Origin of the sequence: Acinetobacter sp. YH12134, assembly GCF_013418555.1 — a bacterium.
In the GTDB taxonomy this organism is placed as follows: domain Bacteria; phylum Pseudomonadota; class Gammaproteobacteria; order Pseudomonadales; family Moraxellaceae; genus Acinetobacter; species Acinetobacter indicus.
On record NZ_VPBT01000011.1, the window covers coordinates 14,316 to 36,878 of the forward strand.

General features: G+C 47.5%; 18 protein-coding genes and 1 pseudogene. 9 read left to right on the plus strand and 10 right to left on the minus strand.

Annotation, left to right across the window (positions count from 1 at the left end):
- Positions 1-48: 48 nt before the first annotated feature.
- On the plus strand, positions 49-1,773 hold the full coding sequence (locus FTU69_RS07915) for a glutamine--tRNA ligase/YqeY domain fusion protein (RefSeq protein WP_180103702.1): 1,725 nt from the start codon (positions 49-51) through the stop codon (positions 1,771-1,773).
- A gap of 138 nt (positions 1,774-1,911) precedes the next feature.
- Here the strand turns inward: FTU69_RS07915 and FTU69_RS07920 are convergent, their stop codons facing one another.
- Positions 1,912-2,442 carry a lecithin retinol acyltransferase family protein gene (locus tag FTU69_RS07920; RefSeq protein ID WP_005178558.1) on the minus strand — a complete coding sequence of 177 codons (531 nt, stop codon included), beginning with the start codon at positions 2,440-2,442 and terminating at the stop codon, positions 1,912-1,914.
- Between the two features lie 84 nt (positions 2,443-2,526).
- Here FTU69_RS07920 and FTU69_RS07925 point away from each other — a divergent pair, with 84 nt between their 5' ends.
- On the plus strand, positions 2,527-3,375 hold the full coding sequence (locus FTU69_RS07925) for a phosphodiester glycosidase family protein (RefSeq protein ID WP_180103703.1): 849 nt from the start codon (positions 2,527-2,529) through the stop codon (positions 3,373-3,375).
- Here the strand turns inward: FTU69_RS07925 and FTU69_RS07930 are convergent.
- The 4 genes from FTU69_RS07930 to putA all read right to left on the minus strand — a co-directional run bounded on the left by FTU69_RS07930 (position 3,362) and on the right by putA (position 9,338).
- On the minus strand, positions 3,362-3,616 hold the full coding sequence (locus tag FTU69_RS07930) for a hypothetical protein (protein WP_045795440.1): 255 nt from the start codon (positions 3,614-3,616) through the stop codon (positions 3,362-3,364). The two genes, FTU69_RS07925 and FTU69_RS07930, sit on opposite strands and share 14 nt — an antisense overlap.
- A 166-nt stretch (positions 3,617-3,782) precedes the next feature.
- Positions 3,783-4,007, minus strand: coding sequence for a hypothetical protein (locus FTU69_RS07935; RefSeq protein ID WP_005178553.1), 225 nt, complete (start codon positions 4,005-4,007; stop codon positions 3,783-3,785).
- Positions 4,008-4,250: 243 nt separating this feature from the next.
- Complete coding sequence (trmA, locus tag FTU69_RS07940; protein WP_023274414.1) at positions 4,251-5,333, minus strand: tRNA (uridine(54)-C5)-methyltransferase TrmA; 1,083 nt, start codon at positions 5,331-5,333, stop codon at positions 4,251-4,253.
- A gap of 252 nt (positions 5,334-5,585) precedes the next feature.
- Positions 5,586-9,338 (minus strand): trifunctional transcriptional regulator/proline dehydrogenase/L-glutamate gamma-semialdehyde dehydrogenase, encoded by a 3,753-nt coding sequence (gene putA, locus FTU69_RS07945; RefSeq protein WP_180103704.1) that lies wholly within the window; start codon positions 9,336-9,338, stop codon positions 5,586-5,588.
- A 129-nt stretch (positions 9,339-9,467) separates the two neighbouring features.
- On the opposite strand from putA, the gene FTU69_RS07950 reads away from it, so the two are divergent.
- A complete protein-coding gene (locus FTU69_RS07950) occupies positions 9,468-9,950 on the plus strand; it encodes an Lrp/AsnC ligand binding domain-containing protein (RefSeq protein ID WP_005178547.1) in 483 nt (160 codons plus the stop codon).
- Positions 9,951-10,043: 93 nt separating this feature from the next.
- Here the strand turns inward: FTU69_RS07950 and putP are convergent, their stop codons facing one another.
- Positions 10,044-11,552: a sodium/proline symporter PutP gene (putP, locus tag FTU69_RS07955; RefSeq protein ID WP_075166972.1), complete on the minus strand. Its 1,509-nt coding sequence runs from the start codon at positions 11,550-11,552 to the stop codon at positions 10,044-10,046.
- A 424-nt stretch (positions 11,553-11,976) separates the two neighbouring features.
- Here putP and aspA point away from each other — a divergent pair, with 424 nt between their 5' ends.
- Positions 11,977-13,425 (plus strand): aspartate ammonia-lyase, encoded by a 1,449-nt coding sequence (aspA, locus tag FTU69_RS07960; RefSeq protein ID WP_016659035.1) that lies wholly within the window; start codon positions 11,977-11,979, stop codon positions 13,423-13,425.
- An 89-nt stretch (positions 13,426-13,514) separates the two neighbouring features.
- Here aspA and FTU69_RS07965 read toward each other — a convergent pair whose 3' ends face one another.
- Together FTU69_RS07965 and FTU69_RS07970 are read right to left on the minus strand one after the other, a co-directional pair.
- Positions 13,515-14,219 (minus strand): NAD-dependent deacylase, encoded by a 705-nt coding sequence (locus FTU69_RS07965; RefSeq protein ID WP_160241244.1) that lies wholly within the window; start codon positions 14,217-14,219, stop codon positions 13,515-13,517.
- Complete coding sequence (locus tag FTU69_RS07970; protein ID WP_005178537.1) at positions 14,212-15,171, minus strand: LysR substrate-binding domain-containing protein; 960 nt, start codon at positions 15,169-15,171, stop codon at positions 14,212-14,214. Before FTU69_RS07970 ends, FTU69_RS07965 begins: the two co-directional genes overlap by 8 nt.
- Positions 15,172-15,418: 247 nt before the next feature.
- Between FTU69_RS07970 and FTU69_RS07975 the strand changes: the two genes are divergently transcribed.
- Positions 15,419-16,642 carry an acyl-CoA dehydrogenase gene (locus FTU69_RS07975; protein WP_180103705.1) on the plus strand — a complete coding sequence of 408 codons (1,224 nt, stop codon included), beginning with the start codon at positions 15,419-15,421 and terminating at the stop codon, positions 16,640-16,642.
- A 4-nt stretch (positions 16,643-16,646) separates the two neighbouring features.
- Positions 16,647-16,949 (plus strand): annotated as a pseudogene (locus FTU69_RS07980) (CoA transferase); the annotation flags it as partial.
- Positions 16,950-17,045: 96 nt separating this feature from the next.
- On the opposite strand, the gene FTU69_RS07985 reads toward FTU69_RS07980, so the two are convergent.
- A complete protein-coding gene (locus tag FTU69_RS07985; RefSeq protein ID WP_180103706.1) occupies positions 17,046-17,954 on the minus strand; it encodes an alpha/beta fold hydrolase in 909 nt (302 codons plus the stop codon).
- A 21-nt stretch (positions 17,955-17,975) separates the two neighbouring features.
- A complete protein-coding gene (locus FTU69_RS07990) occupies positions 17,976-18,521 on the minus strand; it encodes a PadR family transcriptional regulator (protein ID WP_005178523.1) in 546 nt (181 codons plus the stop codon).
- A gap of 134 nt (positions 18,522-18,655) precedes the next feature.
- Between FTU69_RS07990 and FTU69_RS07995 the strand changes: the two genes are divergently transcribed.
- From FTU69_RS07995 to FTU69_RS08005, 3 genes are all read left to right on the plus strand, one after another.
- Complete coding sequence (locus FTU69_RS07995) at positions 18,656-20,680, plus strand: NADPH-dependent 2,4-dienoyl-CoA reductase (protein ID WP_171431799.1); 2,025 nt, start codon at positions 18,656-18,658, stop codon at positions 20,678-20,680.
- A gap of 277 nt (positions 20,681-20,957) precedes the next feature.
- Positions 20,958-21,365 (plus strand): nuclear transport factor 2 family protein, encoded by a 408-nt coding sequence (locus tag FTU69_RS08000; protein ID WP_075166817.1) that lies wholly within the window; start codon positions 20,958-20,960, stop codon positions 21,363-21,365.
- 82 nt (positions 21,366-21,447) lie between these two features.
- Complete coding sequence (locus FTU69_RS08005; RefSeq protein WP_016659027.1) at positions 21,448-22,560, plus strand: YheT family hydrolase; 1,113 nt, start codon at positions 21,448-21,450, stop codon at positions 22,558-22,560.
- Positions 22,561-22,563 lie beyond the last annotated feature (3 nt).

Below are 22,563 nucleotides of genomic sequence, written 5' to 3' on the forward strand. Positions count from 1 at the left end.
TAGCGTTTTAATTATCCTAAATTTTTATCTAGAAGTGATTTATTAACTATGAAGCCGAATGATGCTGTTTCATCTCTGCCTAACACCCCGACACCAAGTAACCATGCCTCTGTCGATGCTGCGCAGCAAGAACAACAGCCGGGCTTAGATTTTGTACGTCAGGTCATTACCGATGATCTGGCAGCAGGCCGTATTGAAAAAGTGATCACACGTTTCCCACCAGAACCGAACGGTTACTTACATATTGGTCACGTGAAAGCAATTTGCCTGAATTTCGGGATTGCCGAAGAATTTAACGGTTTATGTAACTTACGTTTTGACGATACTAACCCGGATGCCGAAGAACAAGAATATGTAGATGGTATTGCCAACGACGTGAAATGGTTGGGCTTTAACTGGAATGGCGAGCCACGCTATGCGTCGAGCTATTTTGACCAGTTGTATAGCTGGGCGGTGCAGTTAATTGAACAGGGTGATGCCTATGTCGATTTGGAAACTCCTGAAGAAATCAAGCTGAATCGTGGTTCATTTGTCGAGCCGGGTAAAAACTCACCGTACCGTGATGCGTCTGTAGAAGACAACCTGGCGCGTTTTGAACAGATGCGTAATGGTGAGCTGGGCGAAGGCCAGGCGGTATTACGTGCCAAAATTGATATGGCATCGCCAAACGTACATATGCGTGACCCAATTTTGTATCGCGTGCTGCATTCCGAGCATCACCAGACTGGTGACAAATGGAAAATGTACCCAATGTACGACTATGCGCATCCATTATCCGATGCGATTGAAGGCATTACTCATTCACTGTGTACGCTTGAATTCCAAGATCACCGTCCGTTCTATGACTGGGTGGTGGAAAAGGTAAAATCACCAGCGGTACCACGTCAGTATGAATCCAGCCGTTTAAATGTCGATTACACCATTACCTCAAAGCGTAAGCTGCGCCGTCTGGTGGAAGGTGGTTTTGTTAAGGGTTGGGACGACCCGCGTATGCCAACTGTAGTGGGTATGCGTCGTCGTGGCTTTACTCCGGAAGGCTTGCGTGATTTCTGTAAGCGCGTTGGTGTGTCGAAGTCTGACGGGATTGTCGATGTGGCAATGCTGGAATACTGCATCCGTCAGTCGCTAGAAAATACCGCAGCGCGTGGTATGGCCGTGCTGAATCCATTAAAAGTGACGTTAACCAATCTGCCAGCAGAAATGGATCTGACTCATTCGCGTCATCCAAACGTAGATATGGGCGAGCGTGTCATTCCGCTAACCTCTGAAATCTATATTGACCGTAAAGATTTCGAAGAAGAGCCACCGAAAGGCTTTAAACGTCTGATTCCGGGCGGTGAAGTGCGTTTACGTCATGCTTATGTGATCAAGTGCGACGAAATCATTAAAGATGACAAGGGTGAAATTATTGAGCTGAAATGTTCAATCGACCCTGAAACTTTAGGTAAGAATCCGGAAGGCCGTAAAGTAAAAGGCGTGATTCACTGGGTATCTGCCACTAAAGGCGTGAAAGCTGAAGTGCGTATTTACGACCGTCTGTTCACCGAATCTGACCCAGAAGTCGGCGATGACTTCCTGGCGAATCTGAATCCGGACTCATTGAAAGTGGTACAAGCGGTTATTGAGCCGGCTTTAGCGCAAGCGCAAGCAGAAGATCGTTTCCAGTTTGAACGTGAAGGTTATTTCGTGGCGGATCAGTATGATCATTCCAGCGAAACGCCAGTGTTTAACCGTATTCTGGACTTAAAAGACAGCTTCAAACCGGGCAAATAAAAGCACATTTTGCTAGATGATTGAAAAAGCCTGCTGGACTCAGCGGGCTTTTTTATGCGGTATTCAACATGCAAAGTAAACGTTAAAAGGAAGTATTTAGATGCTCAACAGTGTTTGATCTATAGATGATTCAGTGAGTTATTTCTTTTCATCGCGTTTATAAAACAGATGGGTGGGCATCTGCATTTTGGCTTTATCGCGCAATTTCTTTTTAATATACAGTACCAGGGCAAAACAGGTGGTGGTCAGGGTCAGCATCATGCTGTTCATGTAGCTCATTAAGGAGCTGACATAGCCAATGGTGGTTAAGCGGTTCATCATCCGGAAGACTTGCGGACTGCTTTCCACGCCGGTAATGGCCCAGGTGCATAAATGTTCGCAGTTATTGATAATCAGGTGATAATTATTTTCATGCATCCGTGAACGCATCCGGCGCACCACTTTACGGCCTTTATATTTGGGTTGATCATAATGCTGCACATGCACCGGTTTGCCATGACTGAACTTGTCCAGGCTGGTGATTTCAATCGGATGTTTTTTAAATAAATGTGCAAAACCGGAATAATGAATGACACGACCACGTCCAGCATAAATCCCGTGGTGGGTATAGCCGAAATGTTTGACAATCAGATGCGCCCCTAAAGGGAACCGTGTGTTCTGCTTGAGCATTGTGACATTAGTAAAGTGACAGATGTATTTTAAAGCTCTAGTGTACTGCTTCTTGACACAAGAATCGACAGGGTGGCGACACGAATGGCTGAATTATACAACGATGAACAGGGAACAGATGCAATGAAAAAGTTAGGACAGTACTTTGCGCAAGTCACGGCCAAGCCGCTGTTAAAACTGCTGATTCTGCTGAGTGCTTGCAGTGCAAACTGGGCGCAGGCACAGGCGCAAATCCACAGCTGGCAGCTGAAACATAGGCTGGGTGATTTTGATGTCACGGAAATCCGATCAATGGCGCAGCTGAAGCTGGTATTAAAGAATACAGCACAGCAGCCCTATCGTTATTTCACTGCGCTCCAGGATGATCTGCAACCGTGCCAGCAGCTGGAATTTGCCATGAATGCCGGGATGTTCCATGCCGATTATGCACCCGTCGGGCTGTATATTGAAGAGGGCAAGAGGGTAAGCCAGTTAAATACCCAGACCCAAGGCTGGGGCAATTTTCTGATTCAGCCGAATGGGGTACTGGCCTGGGACAAGCAGCCACTGTTGATGACCACCCAGCAGTATCAGCAGGCCAATGTGCAACCGAAATATGCCACCCAATCTGGTCCGATGCTGGTGATTGACGGAAAAATTAACCCAAACTTTATTCCGGATTCCGATTCCAGAAAAATCCGCAATGGCGTTGGGCTGAAAGACGCCACCCTGTATTTTGTGATCAGCCAGCAGCCAATAAATTTTTATGACTTTGCCCGGCTGTTTCAGCAGCAGCTTAAGACACCGAATGCGCTGTACTTGGATGGTTCAGTATCTTCTGTGTATATTGCGGCCTTAAAACGCCATCGCCAGTACCGCGCAGTTGGCCCGATGCTGGCGTATATTGATGGTTCAGCCTGCGCGACTGAGCCAGAAAAATCTACTGGCCAATAATGCCCAGGGTCTGGGTTTGCTGGCTGCAGAGGCGTTTGGCATCTTCAGTCGACATTTCTTTGATTCCGGCCTCAAACTGTTTTTTCTGGAATTGACGTTGTTCTTCCGAAAGCCCCATTTTTGTGCTCAAGCTGTCCATCTTGTCCCAGGCTTCTTCACATTCTGCCGGCATACGGTCGCAGCCTGTGAGGGCCAGGCAGAGCAGTGGAAGGGTAAGAGCGCCGATCATTTTGTTATTCATAGCGGTATCCTTATTGTTATGTATTGAATTAAAAATACGATCAAGACTGATCTAAGCCCTTGAGTATACATGAAAAAAATTTCAAAACTAAGAAATCTGATTAAAATCAGACCAATAAAAAAGGCACCTAGAAATTCTAAATGCCTTTTTCTGTGGTCAGACTCTGCTATTGCAGGGGTAAATGTTGAAGTTCATTCAACTCTTTACGGCTATAGCCGCGCGAAGCGAGAACCTTTTTAATACCGATAATCACATCTTCATCTGTCGCTTTTGCTAAAGCTTCAAGAAGCTGTTCATTTGTCTTACAAGAGCAATCATTTTCAACACAAGCAATCTGATTCTTATGCTCGTTTTGCTGTTCCTGAGCGAACAGCTTTTGCCAAAAACTCATAGAGCCTTCATTTGCAACCTAACATAGCTCGAAATATAGCCAATTTAAAAATTAATGCAAGTCGACTAAAGTGATAAAAGCAGCAAACAGACTCTAGAAATTTCGATAGCTTGTAACAGTTTAAACGTAATTATGATGGCTATAAGCCTTGATTATAACTAAGTTGCTTATTTTTATAAGAAAAAAGGAAGATTAAAAAATCTTCCTTTTCGGACTGAATAATATAATTTGAAACAAATTGTTTTAGATCTTTTCCAGTAAGACACCAGATTCCACATGATGGGTATAAGGGAATTGGTCAAACAGGGCAAATTGGGTGATCTTGTGGGTGCTGGCCAAAGTCTGCAAATTGTCATGCAGCGTATCCGGATTACAGGAGATATAAATAATCCGCTCAAAACGCTGCAACAGTTTTAAGGTTTCGGCATCAATACCGGCACGTGGTGGGTCTACAAACACGGTATCAAACTGATAGCTGGACATCTCAATGCCGGCTTCCTGCAAACGGCGGAATTCACGCTCGCCGTTGTAGGCCTGGGTAAATTCTTCGGCAGATAAACGCGCCACCTGAATATTGTCAATCTGGTTCTGCTCAATATTCCACTGCGCCGCATAGACTGAAGATTTGGCCAGTTCTGTGGCTAAGACGCGATTAAAACGGGTCGACAGTGGCAGGGTAAAGTTACCATTACCACAGTACAGCTCTAACAGGTCCTGATTAGAGTGTCCGGCAGCCGTACAGGCCCATTCCAGCATGTGCTGGCAAACGCGCGCATTCGGTTGGGTAAAGCTGCTTTCAATCTGTTTGTATTGATACTGGCGTTCAAAGACCTGCAGTTCTTCCACCACAAACTCATCGCTCAGTACCAGTTTCTGGCCACGGCTCCGGCCAATAATTTTAATCTGCAGTTGCTCGGCCAGCTGTTTGGCCAGCGCTTCCCACTCTGCAGTTAATGGACAGCGATAAATCAGTGAAACTAGCATTTCACCTTTTAAGGTTGCCAGAAAATGCACTTCAAACAGGCGATTGGATAACAGCGGTTCTGCTTTTAAGGCATTCAGCAGTACCGGCATTAACTGGTTGATGCTGGCATCGGCAATTGGAAATTCATCAATTCGAATGACTTTTTTGTTCTGCTGCTCATCGCGTTCAAACATGGCATAAAACAGGTCATCTTCGGTATGCCAAATCCGGAATTCTGCACGCATACGGAAATGCTGTTCAGGCGAGGCAAACACCTCCAGCGCTGGAGGATTAAATTCGGCAAACTGTGCAGAAATACGTGCAACTTTGGCATCAAGTTGTTGCTGATAAGATGAAGTCATATGCAGTAAAAATCACAAACCCATTGAAACAGGGGATGGTAACAAAGTTTCAGGCAGATGCCTAAAGATATTCTGTGCAAACCTTAAATTGCGGTAGCGTGAGGGAAGAAATCGAGCTTCAGCTCAACAGATCGGCAGATTAAAGCCGGGAAATACATCACTTGCGAGAGCAAAGATAAAAAAAGCCAAACCAACAGAGACCAGGGAGAGTTGGTTTGGCAAAGAGGAATAACACCATGAAAATGGGTGGCTTTAATCCAGCGTCATCAGGCTGGCGTTCCCTCCAGCTGCAGCAGTATTAATGCTGATGGCCCGTTCAATCACCAGACGTTCCAGCGGAATTTTCGGATCATTCGGTTTGAGATGGCTGATGCCGACAATTGCCCCGGCACGCTGCGCTACCGTTTGCTGTAACTCCAGCAATTGCGCCGAGCTGCCATGATGCAGCACTGCATCATAATCGCCATGCAGCAACTCTGGGATCACGCGAATCCGCTGGGCAATCTCTGGCGGCATTTTCGGCAGATATTTCAGCATGAAGCGGTTTTCTGCCAGAACCACCGGCTGACTGCCGACTGCAAAAATTGCCAGTAACTGATGAATCTGATCCAGCTCCTGTTCGGCCAGGGATAGCACGGCATGGTGGGGCAAAATCGTATACTGGTTACTTTCACCGGTTGGGCCAGTCAGGTTAAAACTCTGACCCGTGGCAATTTTTTCCGGTAGCTGAATCAGCTGCTGCGGGAACTCAGCCTGTACCCAGTCCACCAATTGGTTATACAGGGCAGGCATTGCTGCTGGATGCTGAGCCTGCGCCGCAAATGGTTGAGCCAGCTTTTTCTGCGAGCAGTATTGCATTAAGCGGTAGAGATACAGCGGTCCACCGGCCTTAGGTCCAGTCCCGGACAGGCCTTCGCCGCCAAAAGGTTGCACCCCGACCACAGCACCGACAATATTACGGTTGATATACAGGTTGCCGACCTCGGCTTGGGCAATCACGCTATGAATGGTTTCATCAATACGGGTATGCAAGCCCATGGTCAGGCCATAACCTTTGGCATTGATTTGCGCCAGCAGTTGATCAAGCTGTCCATAACGGTAGCGAATCACATGCAGTACCGGGCCAAACACTTCGCGCTCCAGATCATCCAGATGCGGCAGTTCAATCAGCGTTGGTGGTACAAAAGTGCCGTGTTGCAAGCTTGCATCGCTTTGCTTATTCCACATCAACTGATGCACTGGATAGCCCTTAATGCGCATTTTTTCAATATGACGCTCAATATTGTTCTGCGCTTCCAGGTCAATCACCGGACCAATGTCGGTTTTTAGCACATAAGGATTACCCACGCGTAACTGCTGCATGGCACCTTTGAGCATGGTCAGCACCGTGTCGGCATTATCTTCCTGCACACATAAAATTCGCAGGGCCGAGCAGCGCTGACCGGCACTGTCGTAAGCAGAGCTGACCGCATCCAGAATCACCTGTTCGGTCAGGGCTGAAGAATCAACAATCATGGCGTTTTGTCCGCCAGTTTCCGCAATCAGTGGAATGGCACTACCGGTCTGGCTTAAACGTTTGGCCACGGTCTGATTCAGGATTTTGGCGACTTCAGTCGAGCCGGTAAACATAATGCCCTGAATCCGTTCATCCTGACTCAGCTGCGCACCGACCGTTTCACCGCGTCCAGGCAGCAGTTGCAGTACATTTTGCGGAATGCCAGCATCCCATAAAATCTGCACCGCTTGTGCTGCAATCAGTGGGGTCTGCTCGGCCGGTTTGGCCAGAACGGTATTGCCAGCCACCAGCGCTGCGGCAATCTGGCCGCTAAAAATCGCCAGCGGGAAATTCCACGGGCTGATACATAGCACCGGCCCTAGCGGAATGATCTGGGTATTGATGTCCAGATCACGCATTTGCGCGGCATAGTAGCGCAGGAAATCAATTGCTTCACGCACTTCGGCAATGGCATTGCCATAGGTCTTGCCACTTTCGCGGCAGAGGAGCAGCATGAGCGGTTGCAGGCGTGCCTGCATTAAATCGGCAGCACGTTCCAGACATTGTGCGCGTTCATGTTTGGAAATATTGGCCCAGACGGCTTGTGCCTGTACGGCATTTCCCAGCGCCTGATTGACTTGTGCTGCTGTGGCTTCCTGTACATGACCAACAATATCCTGATGCTGAGCCGGGTTTAAAATCGCGTGTACATCGGCACTGTCTTGGATGGTTAAGCCTTCACCCATCGGCTGGGCAGTCCATTGATGCTGATGCAAACTCTGCGCGGTTGTATTTAATGCCGCCAAGTCCTGATCATTGGCTAAGTCCAGGCCGGCAGAGTTGTCGCGCTGCTCGCCATATAACTCATGCGGTAAGGGAATCGCCGGATGTTTCTGGCCGACTTTCTGTTCCTGTTGAGCCGTGGCTAAAATAGTCTGATGTGGATTTTCGATCAGATCTTCAATGTTCAGGGTCTTATCGGCAATACGGTTGACGAAAGAGGTATTGGCACCATTTTCCAGCAAACGACGTACCAGATAGGCCAGCAGGGTTTCATGGTTACCGACCGGCGCATAAATACGGCACGGCACGCCGAGCTTCTGCTGCTGTTTCGAGCCGACCACATTTTCATATAATGGCTCGCCCATGCCATGCAGGCATTGGAATTCGTATTGGCCAGCGTAGTAACGCGCCGGATCGGCCAGATGATAAATCGTGGCCAGCGTCTGGGCATTGTGAGTCGCAAACTGCGGATAAATCTGTTCCGGTGCCGCCAGTAATTTTTTCGCACAGGCAATATAGGACAGATCGGTATGCACTTTACGGGTAAACACTGGATAATCCGACATGCCATCAATTTGCGCTTTCTTGATTTCGCTGTCCCAATAGGCGCCTTTCACCAGACGGATCATCAGGCGTTTCTGGCTGCGTTTGGCCAGATCGACCACATAATCTACCACATAGAAGCAGCGTTTCTGGTAGGCCTGAATCACAAAGCCAATGCCTTTCCAGTTATCCAGTGCCGGTTCAAAACACAGACGCTCCAGCAACTCTAAAGACATTTCCAGTCGTTCAGATTCTTCGGCATCAATATTCAGGCCAATATTATAGTCTTTGGCCAGCACCGCCAGTTGCAGCACCTTGTCATACAGTTCGGTATGCACGCGGTCAATTTGAGCACGCTGATAACGTGGATGCAGGGCAGAGAGCTTGATCGAAATCCCCGGGCCGGTATAAACATCTTTATCTTTAGAGGCCTGGCCAATGGCGTGAATGGCATTTTGATAGTCATCAAAATAACGCTCTGCATCGTGTTCGGTCAGGGCTGCTTCACCGAGCATGTCATAAGAATAACGGAAACCTTTTTCTTCTAAAGGTTTGGCGTGTTGCAGGGCTTCGCTAATGGTTTCGCCGGTGACAAACTGCTCGCCCATCATCCGCATCGCCACATCTACCGCTTTACGGATAATACCACGGCCACTGCGCGCCAGCAGGCCAGTCAGAATACCGCTTAAGCTGTTCTGTTTCGGGGTTTCCATCAGCTTGCCGGTCAGCATTAAGCCCCAGGCCGCAGCATTTACAAACATCAGGTTACTTTGACCTAAATGCTCTTTCCAGTTGCCCTGGTTTATCTTGTCGCGGATCAGCAGATCACGGGTTGCGGTATCAGGAATACGTAATAGCGCTTCGGCCAGACACATCAGGGCGATGCCTTCTTGTGAAGAGAGGGAGAACTCTTGCAACAGGCCTTGCACCAGACCGGCTTTGCCGCTGGAATTTTTACGTTCACGCAGGGAGTGGGCCAGCTGAAAAGCCAGCTCATAAATCTGGCTGTTCAGTGCATCAGGAATTTCACTGTGCTCGAGTAAATGGCTGACACATTCACTTTCAGGGCGACGCCATGCCGTATTAATGGCAATTTCTGCCTCATTTTTTTCTTTGAATTCAGTGATGTAATCCAAATGCGGTTTTGCGTCGTCGAAATGGGTTTCGCTGTCCATCATGTTCATGCCAACATCCTGTGACGATATATTTTAGTTGAACGGTGTACCTTATATAATTTATGATCACAGAAAATATGCCAAATAACTCACTATAATTTTTGTTATTTTTAGAGATAAATACGGATTATGAATGGAATGATGAGCCTGGATCGCACTGACATTAAAATTCTGGATATTCTGCAAAAAGATGGCCGGATTTCAAATATTAAACTGGCAGAAGCCGTCAATTTATCGCCAACTGCTGCGCTGGCGCGGGTACAGAAACTGAGTAAAGATGGCTTTATTTTGGGCTATGAAGCCAAGCTGAATCCGGAGTTGCTGAATAGCAGTTTTGTGGTATTTGTGGAAATTCTGCTGGATAAAACCACGCCGAATGTACTGGAGGAATTTTCAGATGCGATTTTGCAGCATCCGGAAATTGTGGAATGTCACATGATTAGTGGTGGTTTCGATTTTGTAGTCAAAATCCGCTGCGCCAATATGGAAGAATTCCGCAAGATTTCCGGGCAAATTTTATGGCAGTTGCCGGGGGTGAAAGAAACCCGCAGTTATCCGGTGATGGAAGTGATTAAGGAAAGCTCGCAATTGAAACTGAAATATCAGCACAAGGCCAAATAAACCGTCATCTTTGTCTGTATTTTCCATTAAAACCCAAAAGGAGCCGAAGCTCCTTTTTTTATGGATGATCAATCAATTCGGTAGATTGCTGTGCTAGCTGTTCATTTCCTGCATGGCTTTTTTGTACTCGGCATCTGACTGTTCAAAGCGTTCAATCACCTCTGTACTTGGTGTCCGGTCGAGCAGACTGACTATTACAATACTCAGGCTGGCCAGAATAAAGCCGGGAATAATTTCATAGAGTCCGGTATCGGCCATGACATTTTTCCAGACAATCACGGTCATCGCACCGACTAGCATCCCGGCAATCGCGCCTTTCAGGGTCATGCGTTTCCAGAACAGCGACAGAATAATGAGAGGACCAAAAGCCGCGCCAAATCCGGCCCAGGCATAGGCCACCAGCCCCAGGACTTTACTCGATGGATTGCTGGCCAGCCAGATTGCCAGCATTGCAATCAACAGCACCATAAAACGGCCGACCCAGACCAGTTCTTTTTGTGAGGCATTTTTGCGTAAAAAAGCCTTGTATAAATCTTCAGTTAAGGTACTGGAGCAGACCAGTAACTGGCAGCTGAGTGTACTCATGACCGCGGCTAGAATGGCGGCCAGAATAATCCCGGCAATCCACGGATTAAACAGGATTTTAGTCAGCTCCATAAACACGGTTTCCGGATTCTGATTCACCACAGCCGCCAGTTCTGGAAATTGCTGGAAATAGGCAATGGCAATGAAACCGGCACCGACTGCACCGCCCAGACAGAGAATCATCCAGCTCATACCAATTTTACGCGCCGCCGGAATGGTTTTAACCGAATCGGCTGCCATAAACCGCACCAGAATATGCGGTTGTCCAAAATAGCCTAAGCCCCATGCCAAAGAAGATAAAATAGCAATAAAACTTAAACCGGACAGCATCTGCGTGGCATGTGGGCGCGCAGTTTCCAGTAACAGACCAATCTGCTGGCTATGATCACCCAGTGCCAGATAGGTCATGATGGGAGTAATCAGCAGGGCAAAAATCATTAGCCCGGCCTGGAAGGTATCGGTCCAGCTAATTGCCAGGAAGCCGCCAATACAGACATAGCTGATGGTGGCAATCGCGCCAATCCACAGCGCCGTGGTATAGGACCAGCCAAACAGGCTTTCAAATAAACGCGCACCGGCCACCATGCCGGATGCACAGTAAATCGCGAAAAATACCAGAATCACCAGTGCTGAACTGACGCGCAGAATTTTCTTGCGGTCGCCAAAACGGCTAGTGAAATAATCCGGCAGGGTCAGGGCATTGTTTTGTACTTCGGTATGAACCCGCAAACGCCCGGCGACCAGAAGCCAGTTTAACCATGCACCAATAATCAGGCCGATGGCGATCCAGGCTTCAGATAATCCGGCCAGATAGATTGCACCGGGTAAACCCATCAGTAGCCAGCCGCTCATATCCGATGCGCCGGCAGAAAGCGCAGTCACCACGCTGCCCAGACTGCGGCCCCCAAGAATATAATCCGAGAAATCTGTGGTGGCCTTGTAGGCATACAGCCCGATACCGATCATGGCCACGATATAAAATATAAAGGTAATTAATGTGGGATTCAGTTGACTCATATGCCCATCCTTTGTCTGTAAGCGTTCATCCATCCGAGATGATTTTTTGCGCATTTTTTCAAGGAGCTGATTCAAGCATGGAATTAAAATTACGTTCTGTAACATTTCGACGGGATTTATAGCGGTCTTGTGTTGCAGTTTGTAGCTTTAGATACAATTGCAAAAATGGCTGCAATGAGCGGAAAATTATTAAGTCAAAATTTTGAATAAAGCGGTGAATATTTTTATTTTTGCAAATATGGAGAGAATCTGTTAAATCTGGCTTAAAAATGGGGTAAATTTACATTATGTTACATCCAGTACATTCAGAAAGAATGTGTAATTAAATATTTCAAAAAGCGTATCAATCTTGTGTAGTTTCAGGCTGGCACAGGTTTAAGATTTTCTTATGCACAATATTGGTGCGAAATAGTGAGTAAACAGTGTGATTACGGTTCAGACAGAGAAAACAAGAATAGAGCATGATTTGCTGGGTGCTAAAGAAGTGCCGGCAGACAGTTATTATGGTATTCATACCTTGCGTGCCTTGGAGAACTTCCAGATCTCCAATCAGCAGGTCGGTGAAAACCTGCATTTCATTCGTGCTTTGGCGCAAGTGAAAAAAGCATCTGCACAAACCAATTTACAGTTTGAAAAAATCTCCCCGCAGGTGGCTGAGGCGATTCAGTATGCCTGTGACCAGTTGATTGAACAGCCCGCCGCATGGCGTGCGCATTTCCCTTTAGATGTTTATCAGGGCGGTGCCGGAACGTCGATTAACATGAACAGCAATGAGGTGATTGCCAATATTGCCTTAGAACATCTGGGTCTGGAAAAAGGCAGTTATTTTTCTATTCATCCAAATGATCATGTTAATAAGTCGCAATCGACCAATGATGTCTATCCAACAGCCTTGCGTTTAGCGACTTATTACAGTCTGGATGATCTGTTCGTGCAGATGCGTAACCTGATTGACAGTTTCTACAAAAAAGTAGCTGAATTTCAGTATGTACTGAAAATGGGCCGGACCCAGCTGCAAGATGCCGTGCCGATGACCTTGGGGCAGGAGTTCCGGGCTTTTGCTACCCTGTTAAAAGAAGATTTAAAACTGATTGACCGGACCCGTCAGCTGTTGCTGGAAATTAACCTCGGTGCTACCGCGATTGGTACGGGCGTGAATACCCCCAAAGGTTATGCCCAGGAAGCGGTGCAGGCTTTAAAAGAGATTAGCGGCTTGCCATTAATTGGCGCAGAAGATTATGTTGAAGCCACCAGCGACTGTGGGGTGTTCATCATTTTATCCAGCACACTGAAACGTCTGGCAGTGAAATTATCGAAAATCTGTAATGACCTGCGTTTATTAAGTTCTGGCCCGCGTACCGGTCTGGGGGAAATCCGGTTACCGGAGTTGCAGGCCGGTTCTTCGATCATGCCTGCCAAGGTCAATCCGGTCATTCCGGAAGTGGTGAACCAGATTGCCTTTAAAGTGATTGGCAATGACCTGACCGTGACCATGGCAGCCGAAGCCGGGCAGTTGCAGTTAAATGTAATGGAACCGGTGATTGCCGTGTCGATTCATGAATCCATCCAGTTATTGACTCAAGCCATGAAAAGTCTGGATGAGAAATGTATTCAGGGCATTCAGGCCAATGAACAGGCTTGCCATGATGCGGTGATGCGTAGCGTCGGTATTGTCACTTTGCTTGATCCGATTCTAGGTCATGCCAAATGTGATGAAATCGGGAAACTGTGTATTGCTGAAAACAAAACCATTCAGCAGGTGGTACTGGAGCAGGAATTACTGACTCAGGAACAGCTGGATGAAATTTTCGCCCTGCATAATCTGGTCAGTGAAGTAACACCACCGGAAGCGGTTTTTGCCCAAGTCAGTTAAGACACTGACTGCTTCAGTAAAACAATAAAGGCTCAAGGTCATATATTGGCTTTGAGCCTTTTGTGTTTGGCTGAGGGTTTTGATTCAACTTACAGGGCCGCCAGCAGACGTGGCTTTAACTGTGCCAAACCTTGGGTTGCAGTGGCGGCAATACATTCATATTGCGCCGGTAAACGCTGCTGATTGGCTTTTGGGTCAATATAAAAGGCCTGACAGCTGGCCGGAATTTCATGAACCAGACCAGCCACCGGGTAGACCGCCAGACTGCTGCCAATCACAATAAAAATGTCGGCATCCTGCACCCATTCAATCGCTTGTGCATAGGCTGGTACCGCTTCACCAAACCAGACCACGTGTGGCCGTAGCGGATAACCCGCGTCACAAACATCACGTTCCAAATCCAGCTCGGCGCCTTCAACCGGGTAAAAGCGGGTAGTGGTTTGTGCATCGGGACCGGAGGTTTTGGCCAGCCGGATATTGCCATGCAAATGTAATACCTGCTGGCTACCGGCACGTTCATGCAGATCATCAATATTCTGGGTAATAACAGCCACATCAAAATACTGTTCCAGTTCGGCAATCAATTGATGTGCCGCGTTGGGCTGGGCATTCAGAATATTTTTGCGCCGTTCATTATAAAAACGCTGCACCAGCGCCGGATTTTTGGCCCAGGCTTCCGGCGTGGCCACATCTTCCACCCGATGCTGTTCCCACAATCCATCACTATCACGGAAGGTATTAATCCCGCTTTCGGCGCTCATTCCGGCACCGGAGAAAACAATCAGTTTAGGCATAGGCAGATTCCTGTGTGGCGATACTGTGCGTGACTTCCTGTTGCATCCATTCTACAAATTTCTGAATTAAAACTGAATTTTCCTGACTAGAATGTACCAGATAATAGGAGCGCCGGCCGCTGAGCTGCTGATCTGAGGCCAGTACTAGTTCACCGCTGGTTAATTCCTGCTGAATCAACATTTGCGGGATGAGTGCCATGCCCATGCCATGACTGGCGGCCACAGCCAGCATCGAAAACAGTTCATGACGCTGTCCATCATACGGATGGGCATGCTCAATCTGCTGGGTCTGGAACCATTCCTGCCAGATGGTCGGTCGTGTGGTTTGCTGTAATAAGGGCAGTTGCTGTAATTGTTCAGCAGCCAGGTTATAACCATAGCGATGGCTTTTTTGTGCCGCAGGAAAATGCCGGGCAATCAGCTGCGGTGAGCACACCGGCACCACATCTTCCTTCATTAAAAAATGGGTGTGGATTCCGGGCCAATGATCAATCTGCTGCTGCGTGCCCGCATAAATGGCCGCATCAAAAATATTTTCATTAAATAAAAACGGCTTGGTGCTGGTTTCCAAATGGATGGTAATTTCCGGATAGCGCTGGTTAAAACGATGCAGCTTCGGCACCAGCCAGCGCGTGGCAAAGGTCGGTACCACACCCAGTTTTAAGGTGCCACCTAATCCTTTATGCGACATCACATCGAGCGTGCTTTGCTCCAGCCCCAGTAAATAGGGTTTGATACTTTTATAATAATGCTGTCCTGCAGGCGTCAGTTCGACTCCATGCCGGGTCCGGATAAACAGGCTTAAGCCAAGAAATTCTTCCAGCTGCTGGATTTGCCGGGAAACCGCACTCTGGGTAATAAACAGTTCTTGCGAGGCATGAGTATAACTGCAATGCTTGGCTGCCGACTCAAAGCAGAGCAAGGCCTGTAAAGAGGGAATATTACGCCGCATTTCAGATCATCCTTTATCTGCACAGGTATTTGAAAATAGCATAGATGAAGGCGCTATGATCGCCACTTTGGTTATTTTTTATTGTTTCTTCACAGGTTTTAGCGCGATGCGCAGCTCCAGTATGAATATGCTTATTTAAGATATGCGGAGAATGCATATCTGCATTAAAAAATCTCGTTTGAAAATATTATTTTTCACACATAGTATCAACACAAACAACGAGAACATCATTCAGGCAGAGGAAGCTATGAATCAAATGGTAAATTCACATTCAGGCCGTAAAGTACATTTTGACTGGCAAGACCCATTCCTGCTGGAGCAGCAGCTGACTGCAGAAGAACGCATGATCCGTGATACTGCTGCAGCCTATTGTCAGGACAAGCTGATACCACGTGTATTAGAACAGTTCCGTCATGAAAAAACCGATCCGACCATTTTCCGTGAAATGGGCGAGCTCGGTTTGCTGGGCCCGACCATTCCTGAGCAATACGGCGGTGCCGGTTTAAATTATGTCAGCTATGGTCTGATTGCCCGTGAAGTTGAGCGTGTTGATTCAGGCTACCGTTCTATGGCCAGTGTACAAAGTTCGCTGGTGATGGTACCGATTAATGAATTTGGCTCGGAAGAACAAAAACAGAAGTATTTACCAAAATTAGCTACGGGTGAATATATTGGCTGCTTTGGTCTGACCGAACCGGATCATGGTTCTGACCCGGGCAGCATGGTTACCCGTGCCAAAAAAGTCGATGGCGGTTACCGTTTAACGGGCGCAAAAATGTGGATTACCAACAGTCCAATTGCCGATGTATTTGTGGTTTGGGCCAAAGAGGTTTCACCTGAAGGCAATGTCGGTGACATTCGCGGCTTTATTCTGGAAAAAGGCTGGGAAGGGCTGTCTGCGCCTGCGATTCACGGCAAGGTCGGTTTACGTGCTTCCATCACCGGTGAAATTGTAATGGATAACGTATTTGTCCCAGAAGAAAATGCTTTCCCAGAAGTCCGTGGCTTAAAAGGTCCGTTTACCTGTCTGAACAGTGCCCGTTATGGCATTGCCTGGGGTGCGATGGGTGCGGCAGAGTTCTGCTGGCATACCGCACATCAGTACACCATGGACCGTAAACAGTTTGGTCGTCCTTTGGCTGCCAATCAGTTAATCCAGAAAAAACTGGCCGATATGCAGACTGAAATTGCTCTTGGCTTGCAGGCAGCATTACGTTTTGGCCGCATGAAAGATGAAGGTATTGCCTCGATTGAAGGAACATCTTTAATCAAGCGTAATAACTGTGGCAAGGCACTGGATATTGCCCGTTTGGCCCGTGACATGATGGGTGGTAACGGCATTTCTGATGAATTTGGTGTAGCGCGTCATCTGGTGAATCTGGAAGTAGTGAATACCTATGAGGGTACCCATGACGTACATGCCTTAATTCTGGGCCGAGCACAGACCGGAATCGCCGCATTCTGTAATTAATGTAGAGGAATGGGTACGCCGGATTCATGCGGTCAAAGTGCCGGTCGGTGTAATTAACTCGATTGAAGATGCCTTGGCTGAGCCGCAAATTCAGCATCGGCAGATGCTGGTCAATTTGCCGCACAGTTTAAATGCACAATTTAGGATGATTGCATCACCGATCAAGCTGTCAGATACACCGGTCGAATACCGGCAGGCACCACCGCAACTGGGTGAACATACGGCCTATATTCTGTCCCGCTTTAAATCTGCTGAAGAACTGCAGGCTTTAAAACAGCAGGGCATTATTGATGGGAAAATTGCCTAGTGCTTTGCCTTGATTGCTAATCTTCACTTGCTTTTTGCCGAACCTCACACTGTTCGGCTTTTTTATTGAGTGCGCTATAAATATTGATGCAGATACTTACTGATGCTGCAACAAAAAGCGTTTAATTTCACGGGCAAATTTCAGCGGCTCAGTCAGTAGCGGAGTATGCCCTGATTTTTCAAATAACACCTGCTGTGCCTGTGCCACACTCTGGGCAATCAGGGTTTGCCCCTGTACCGGATAGAGTACCGATTGCACCCCGCTAAAAAACACCGTAGGACAGTTTAGCTGGCTTAAGGCCTCGCGATAATCTTCGGTATGCTCCAAATAGTTACGGATATACCAGGCCATATAGTCCAGTCGAGATGAGGGTAACAGCAGATGTTGCAAACGTGGCTGTTGCAGGATTTTACGAAAGATGGCTCGCTGGCGAGGGTTGTTATTTTGCAGCTCAATAAACTGCATCCATAAAGCAAACAGTTGATCTTTGGCTGTGTTATTTAAATCGTGAATCCACTGAAGATGTGCGTGTTCCGTAAATAGCGCGGACAGTTCAGATAAAATCTGTTTAAAGCGGCTGTGCTGCTGACCAAACAGGCCATAAGCCCAGTGTTCATCTACCAGGATTTTTGGGGTCTGATCAATATGCAGATAGGCTTTTAACTGCGTTGCCAGCTGTCCATATTGCATGCCATGCATGGCGGTGGTCGCGCCCATCGAATAGGCAATGATTATAAACTGTTGCAGCTGCATTTGCTGAATTAAGGATTGCACATCCTGCCAGTGGCTGGAAATGGCATCCAGCTCCGGAATCCAGCACTGTTTCGAACCGCCAAAGCCGCGCCAGTCGGGAATAATAAAACGGAACTGTTTGCGTAGCGGCCACAAAAACGGCAGCCATTGCCAGCTGTGCATGCCCAAACCGGACAGCACCAGCACCGGTTGGCCCTGACCAAATTCACGTACAAATAAACCTTCGCCATCGGGCATGACATAATACGGCATGAGATTTCATTCCTTGAAATTTTATTGTTGTTGATCAAAAGCTTTTAGCGCAGGAATCACCGCGTCCAGCCAGCGAATCCAGCCGATTTCCTGCTCGATACCCAGCTGTAAAATCATTTTATGAATATATAAGGTACGATTTTCGTCGGTCTGCTGGGCAAAGTCTTTGGCATAAATGGCCTGATACAGCTGCAATTTTTCCTGATGCAACTGTAAATGCCGCTCTAGCTCGGGCAAAACCTCATTACCGCCGAGTTGTGCTTCGGCCCGTAAACGCACCATCAGTTCTTCACGGAGCTGCGCCGGAGGACCTTGCTTGACCATCCAGTCGGCCAGTTCGACCCGGCCTGCGGCCTCAACCTGATAGGTTTTTTTACGGCCTTGGGCATCTTCTTCAGCCAAAGTGGAAATCCAGCCTTTGCTGAGCATGCTGTTTAATTCACGATAAATCTGCTGATGGGTGGCATTCCAGAAAAAGCCCATCGAGCGATCAAAGCGCCGGGCCAGTTCAATGCCCGTACTGGGTTTTTCAATCAGGCTGGTGAGTAATACATGGGCTAAAGACATAGACGAGATCATGCAAGTATGAATCTAAAATATTATGCAACATGTTGCATAAAAGTCAAAATTCGCATATAAATTTATGCAACAAGTTGCATTAACATAAAAATAGCCCGCTTTTGGCCAGCCAAGGAGAGAATATGTCGAATTATCCGCATCTGTTAGCCCCGCTTGATTTAGGCTTTACCACCTTAAAAAACCGCGTACTTATGGGTTCTATGCACGTGGGTCTTGAAGAAGCACCAAATGGTTATGCACGGATGGCAGCATTCTATGCAGAGCGTGCCAAAGGCGGCGTGGGCCTGATTGTGACCGGCGGGATTTCTCCAAATGATGCCGGCTTAACCTTTGCAGGTGGCAATAAACTTGACACCTTGGCCGAAGCTGAAAAACATAAAGTGGTCACCCAAGCCGTGCATGAAGCGGGCGGTAAAATCGCCTTGCAGATTTTGCATACTGGACGTTATTCCTATCAGCCGGATATTGTGGCGCCATCCGCGATTCAGGCGCCTATTAACCCGTCTAAACCGCATGCACTCACCTCGGCCGAAGTGCAGCAGACCATTGCCGATTTTGCCAACTGTGCCAAGCTGGCCAAATATGCCGGTTATGACGGTGTTGAAATTATGGGTTCGGAAGGCTACTTGATTAACGAGTTTATTGCCAAGCGCACCAATCATCGTGATGATGAATGGGGCGGTAGCTATGAAAACCGGATTCGCTTTCCGATTGAAATCGTGAAACGTACCCGTGCTGAAGTCGGCGAAAACTTCATTATTATCTATCGTCTGTCGATGCTGGATCTGGTCGAAGGCGGATCAAGTTTTGAAGAAGTGGTGCAGCTGGCCAAAGAAATTGAAAAAGCGGGTGCGACCATTATTAATACCGGTATTGGCTGGCATGAAGCACGTATTCCGACCATTGCCACCAAAGTGCCGCGTGCGGCTTTTAGCTGGGTCACAGAAAAGCTCAAAAGTGAAGTCAAAATTCCTTTAATCACTTCTAACCGGATTAATACCCCAGAAATGGCAGAGCATGTACTGGCGACCGGTCAGGCCGATATGGTGTCGATGGCGCGTCCATTTTTGGCAGATGCCGATTTTGTGGTGAAAGCCGAGCAGGGCCGTAGCGATGAAATTAATACCTGTATTGCCTGTAACCAGGCCTGTCTGGACCATATTTTCTCCATGAAAATTGCCTCCTGTCTGGTCAATCCGCGTGCCTGTCATGAAACCGAACTGATCTTTAAAGAAGCCAGCCAGCCGAAAAACATTGCGGTGATTGGAGCGGGTCCAGCCGGTTTAAGCTTTGCAATTTATGCGGCAGACCGTGGTCATGAAGTGACGATTTTTGAAGCCTCTAACCAGATTGGCGGGCAGTTTAATATTGCCAAGACCATTCCGGGCAAAGAAGAGTTTTATGAAACCTTGCGTTATTTCAAACGTCAAATTGAGTTGCAGCCACGCATTCAGCTAAAACTGAACCATACGGCCAGCTTTGATGAGCTGAGCAAAAGCAGTTTTGACGAAATTGTGGTGGCAACCGGGGTGACTCCACGTCAGCTGGAGATTGAAGGAATTGATCATCCTAAAGTTCTGAGCTATCTGGATGTGCTGAAAGAGCGTCGACCGGTGGCGAAACGGGTTGCGATTATTGGTGCCGGTGGAATTGGTTTTGATACCGCAGAATACTTAAGTCATTCTGGTGAAAGTGGCAGTCTGAATCCGGAAAAATTCTATGATGAATGGGGGATTGATACCGAATATGAGCATGTCGGTGGCCTGAAACCGGCACAGGTAGAAGCCTCCAATCATGAAATCTATTTATTGCAGCGTAAAGCATCTTCGGTGGGAGCAGGCCTGGGCAAAACCACCGGCTGGATTCATCGTACCGGCTTAAAAAACCGCGATGTTAAAATGATGGCAGGCGTAAGCTATCAGAAAATTGATGATCAGGGCCTGCATATTACGGTCAATGACCAGCCGATGCTGCTGGAAGTTGAAAACGTGGTGATCTGTGCCGGACAGGAATCATATACCGCCATGTACGATCAGCTGCAAGCTGCGGGTAAAAATGTGCATCTGATTGGCGGTGCCAAGGAAGCCGGTGAGCTAGATGCCAAACGCGCAATCCGTCAGGGCGCAGAGTTGGCGGCGAAAATTTAATCTAATTCCTTCTCCCTCTCCCTATGGAAGAGCGCTGGGGAGAGGGTGAATAACCGCCTCTGCCCTGTGCAGCAGGGTTGCTCATCTTCTGGAAGCTGAGGGAATTCACTGAATAGAATCAACTCCTTCCTTTGAAAAAGGGAGGTTGGGAGGGATTCTTGTAGAAAAACCCTTCTAAATCCCCCTTTCTTGCACTTCGTTTTAAAGCAATGCTTTAAAACTTGCTCAGGGGGAGTTTATATAGCAATGAAATATCAAAATAAAAAAGGACCCCAAAATGACCTTACACATCACCAAAACCGCGATTGCCCGTTGGCACCAGATGCTTGAACAGCGTGATATGGCCATCCTGAATGAACTGCTGGCCGATGAGGTGGTGTTTCGTTCTCCGGTGGCCTATCAGCCTTATGCCGGCAAGCAGGTGGTATTTTTTATTCTGACCAACGTGATTCAGGTCTTTGAGAACTTTAGCTATCACCGTGAATTTTATGCTGCAGACGGTAACAATGTTGTGCTTGAGTTTTCTGCCCAGGTGGGAGATAAAAAACTCAAGGGTATTGATATGATCCGCTTCAATGATCAAGGTCAGATCATTGATTTTGAAGTGATGATTCGTCCTAAAAGCGGCCTCGAAGCTTTGGCTGCCGAGATGGGACAACGGATGGCACAATTTATGCCCACCTGATCTAAGCCCTGAACTCAACTGACTTCATAACATGAGAGAACTAGCATGATATAAGCCAAACCATAAAAGGGGGGAACAAAACATGAAATTTGTGATCCAGAAAATGGCCCAGCTCACCCAGCGCTTGATTGATGAATGGACCGGCGCCGCAGAACCGACCTTATATTTTAATCCCGAAGGTCAAATCCGGCGCTGTATAGATGTTTTACCGCAACTGAAACAGAAATACCGGCCAACCCCGTGGCTGTCCAATACCCATGCGCATCTGCTTTATTTTGACTTAATCAAGAAAAAAACCATCCGCCTGCATTACGATGCCATTGAGCAGCTGAACATGTCCGATGGTGGCGTAACGGCTATTGCCTGGTACGGTCTGCATCTGCCACCACGCACCCCAACCATTATTGTAATGCACACCATTGTCGGAACTGCCGAGAGCATGAGCGAGCTGGTGCGGGATTTACATCAGCAGACCGGCTGGCGTATTGCCTTATGTTTACGCCGTGGTCATGCCAACTTGCCTATGCCGGTTCCGAAAATCTGCCTGTTTGGTTCCACCGAAGATTTACGGGAACAGATCCAGTTTATTCAGAAAAAATTCCCGGTTTCTGCCCTATATGGGGTAGGTTCATCGGCCGGTACCGGTTTGCTGGTGCGTTACTTAGGTGAAGAAGGCGACAAAACGCCGCTAAAAGCTGCTTTTGCACTGTGCCCGGGGTATGACACCGAAATCGGCTTTAACCATGTTCATCCGTTTTATAGTAAGGTCATGACCAAAAAGGTGATTCAGGCCTTTATTGATCCTTATCGGAGTAGCTGGCAGAAAACCAAATCGCTGGCCAAAGTCATTACCGCGCAAAACCTGGCCGAATTTGAACAGGCCTATTTTGAGATGGCCGGCTATCATGATTATGAAAGTTATAGCAAAGCCATTAACCCGATTTATGTGTTCCAGAATGTCAAAATTCCCCTGATGATTTTAAACGCCGAAGATGATCCGGTTTGTCATATTAAAAATCTGGAACCGTATAAAGAAAGTATTCAGAAAATGCCAAATATTATGGTGGTGACCACCAAAAAGGGCAGTCATTGCGGTTTTTATGAAGGTTTAGGTGCGCCACAGTCCTGGGCCACACGTTTAATGGCTGATTATTTAAAGAACCAGCATCAACAGGGTGAACGTTCTTATTCCTGAATG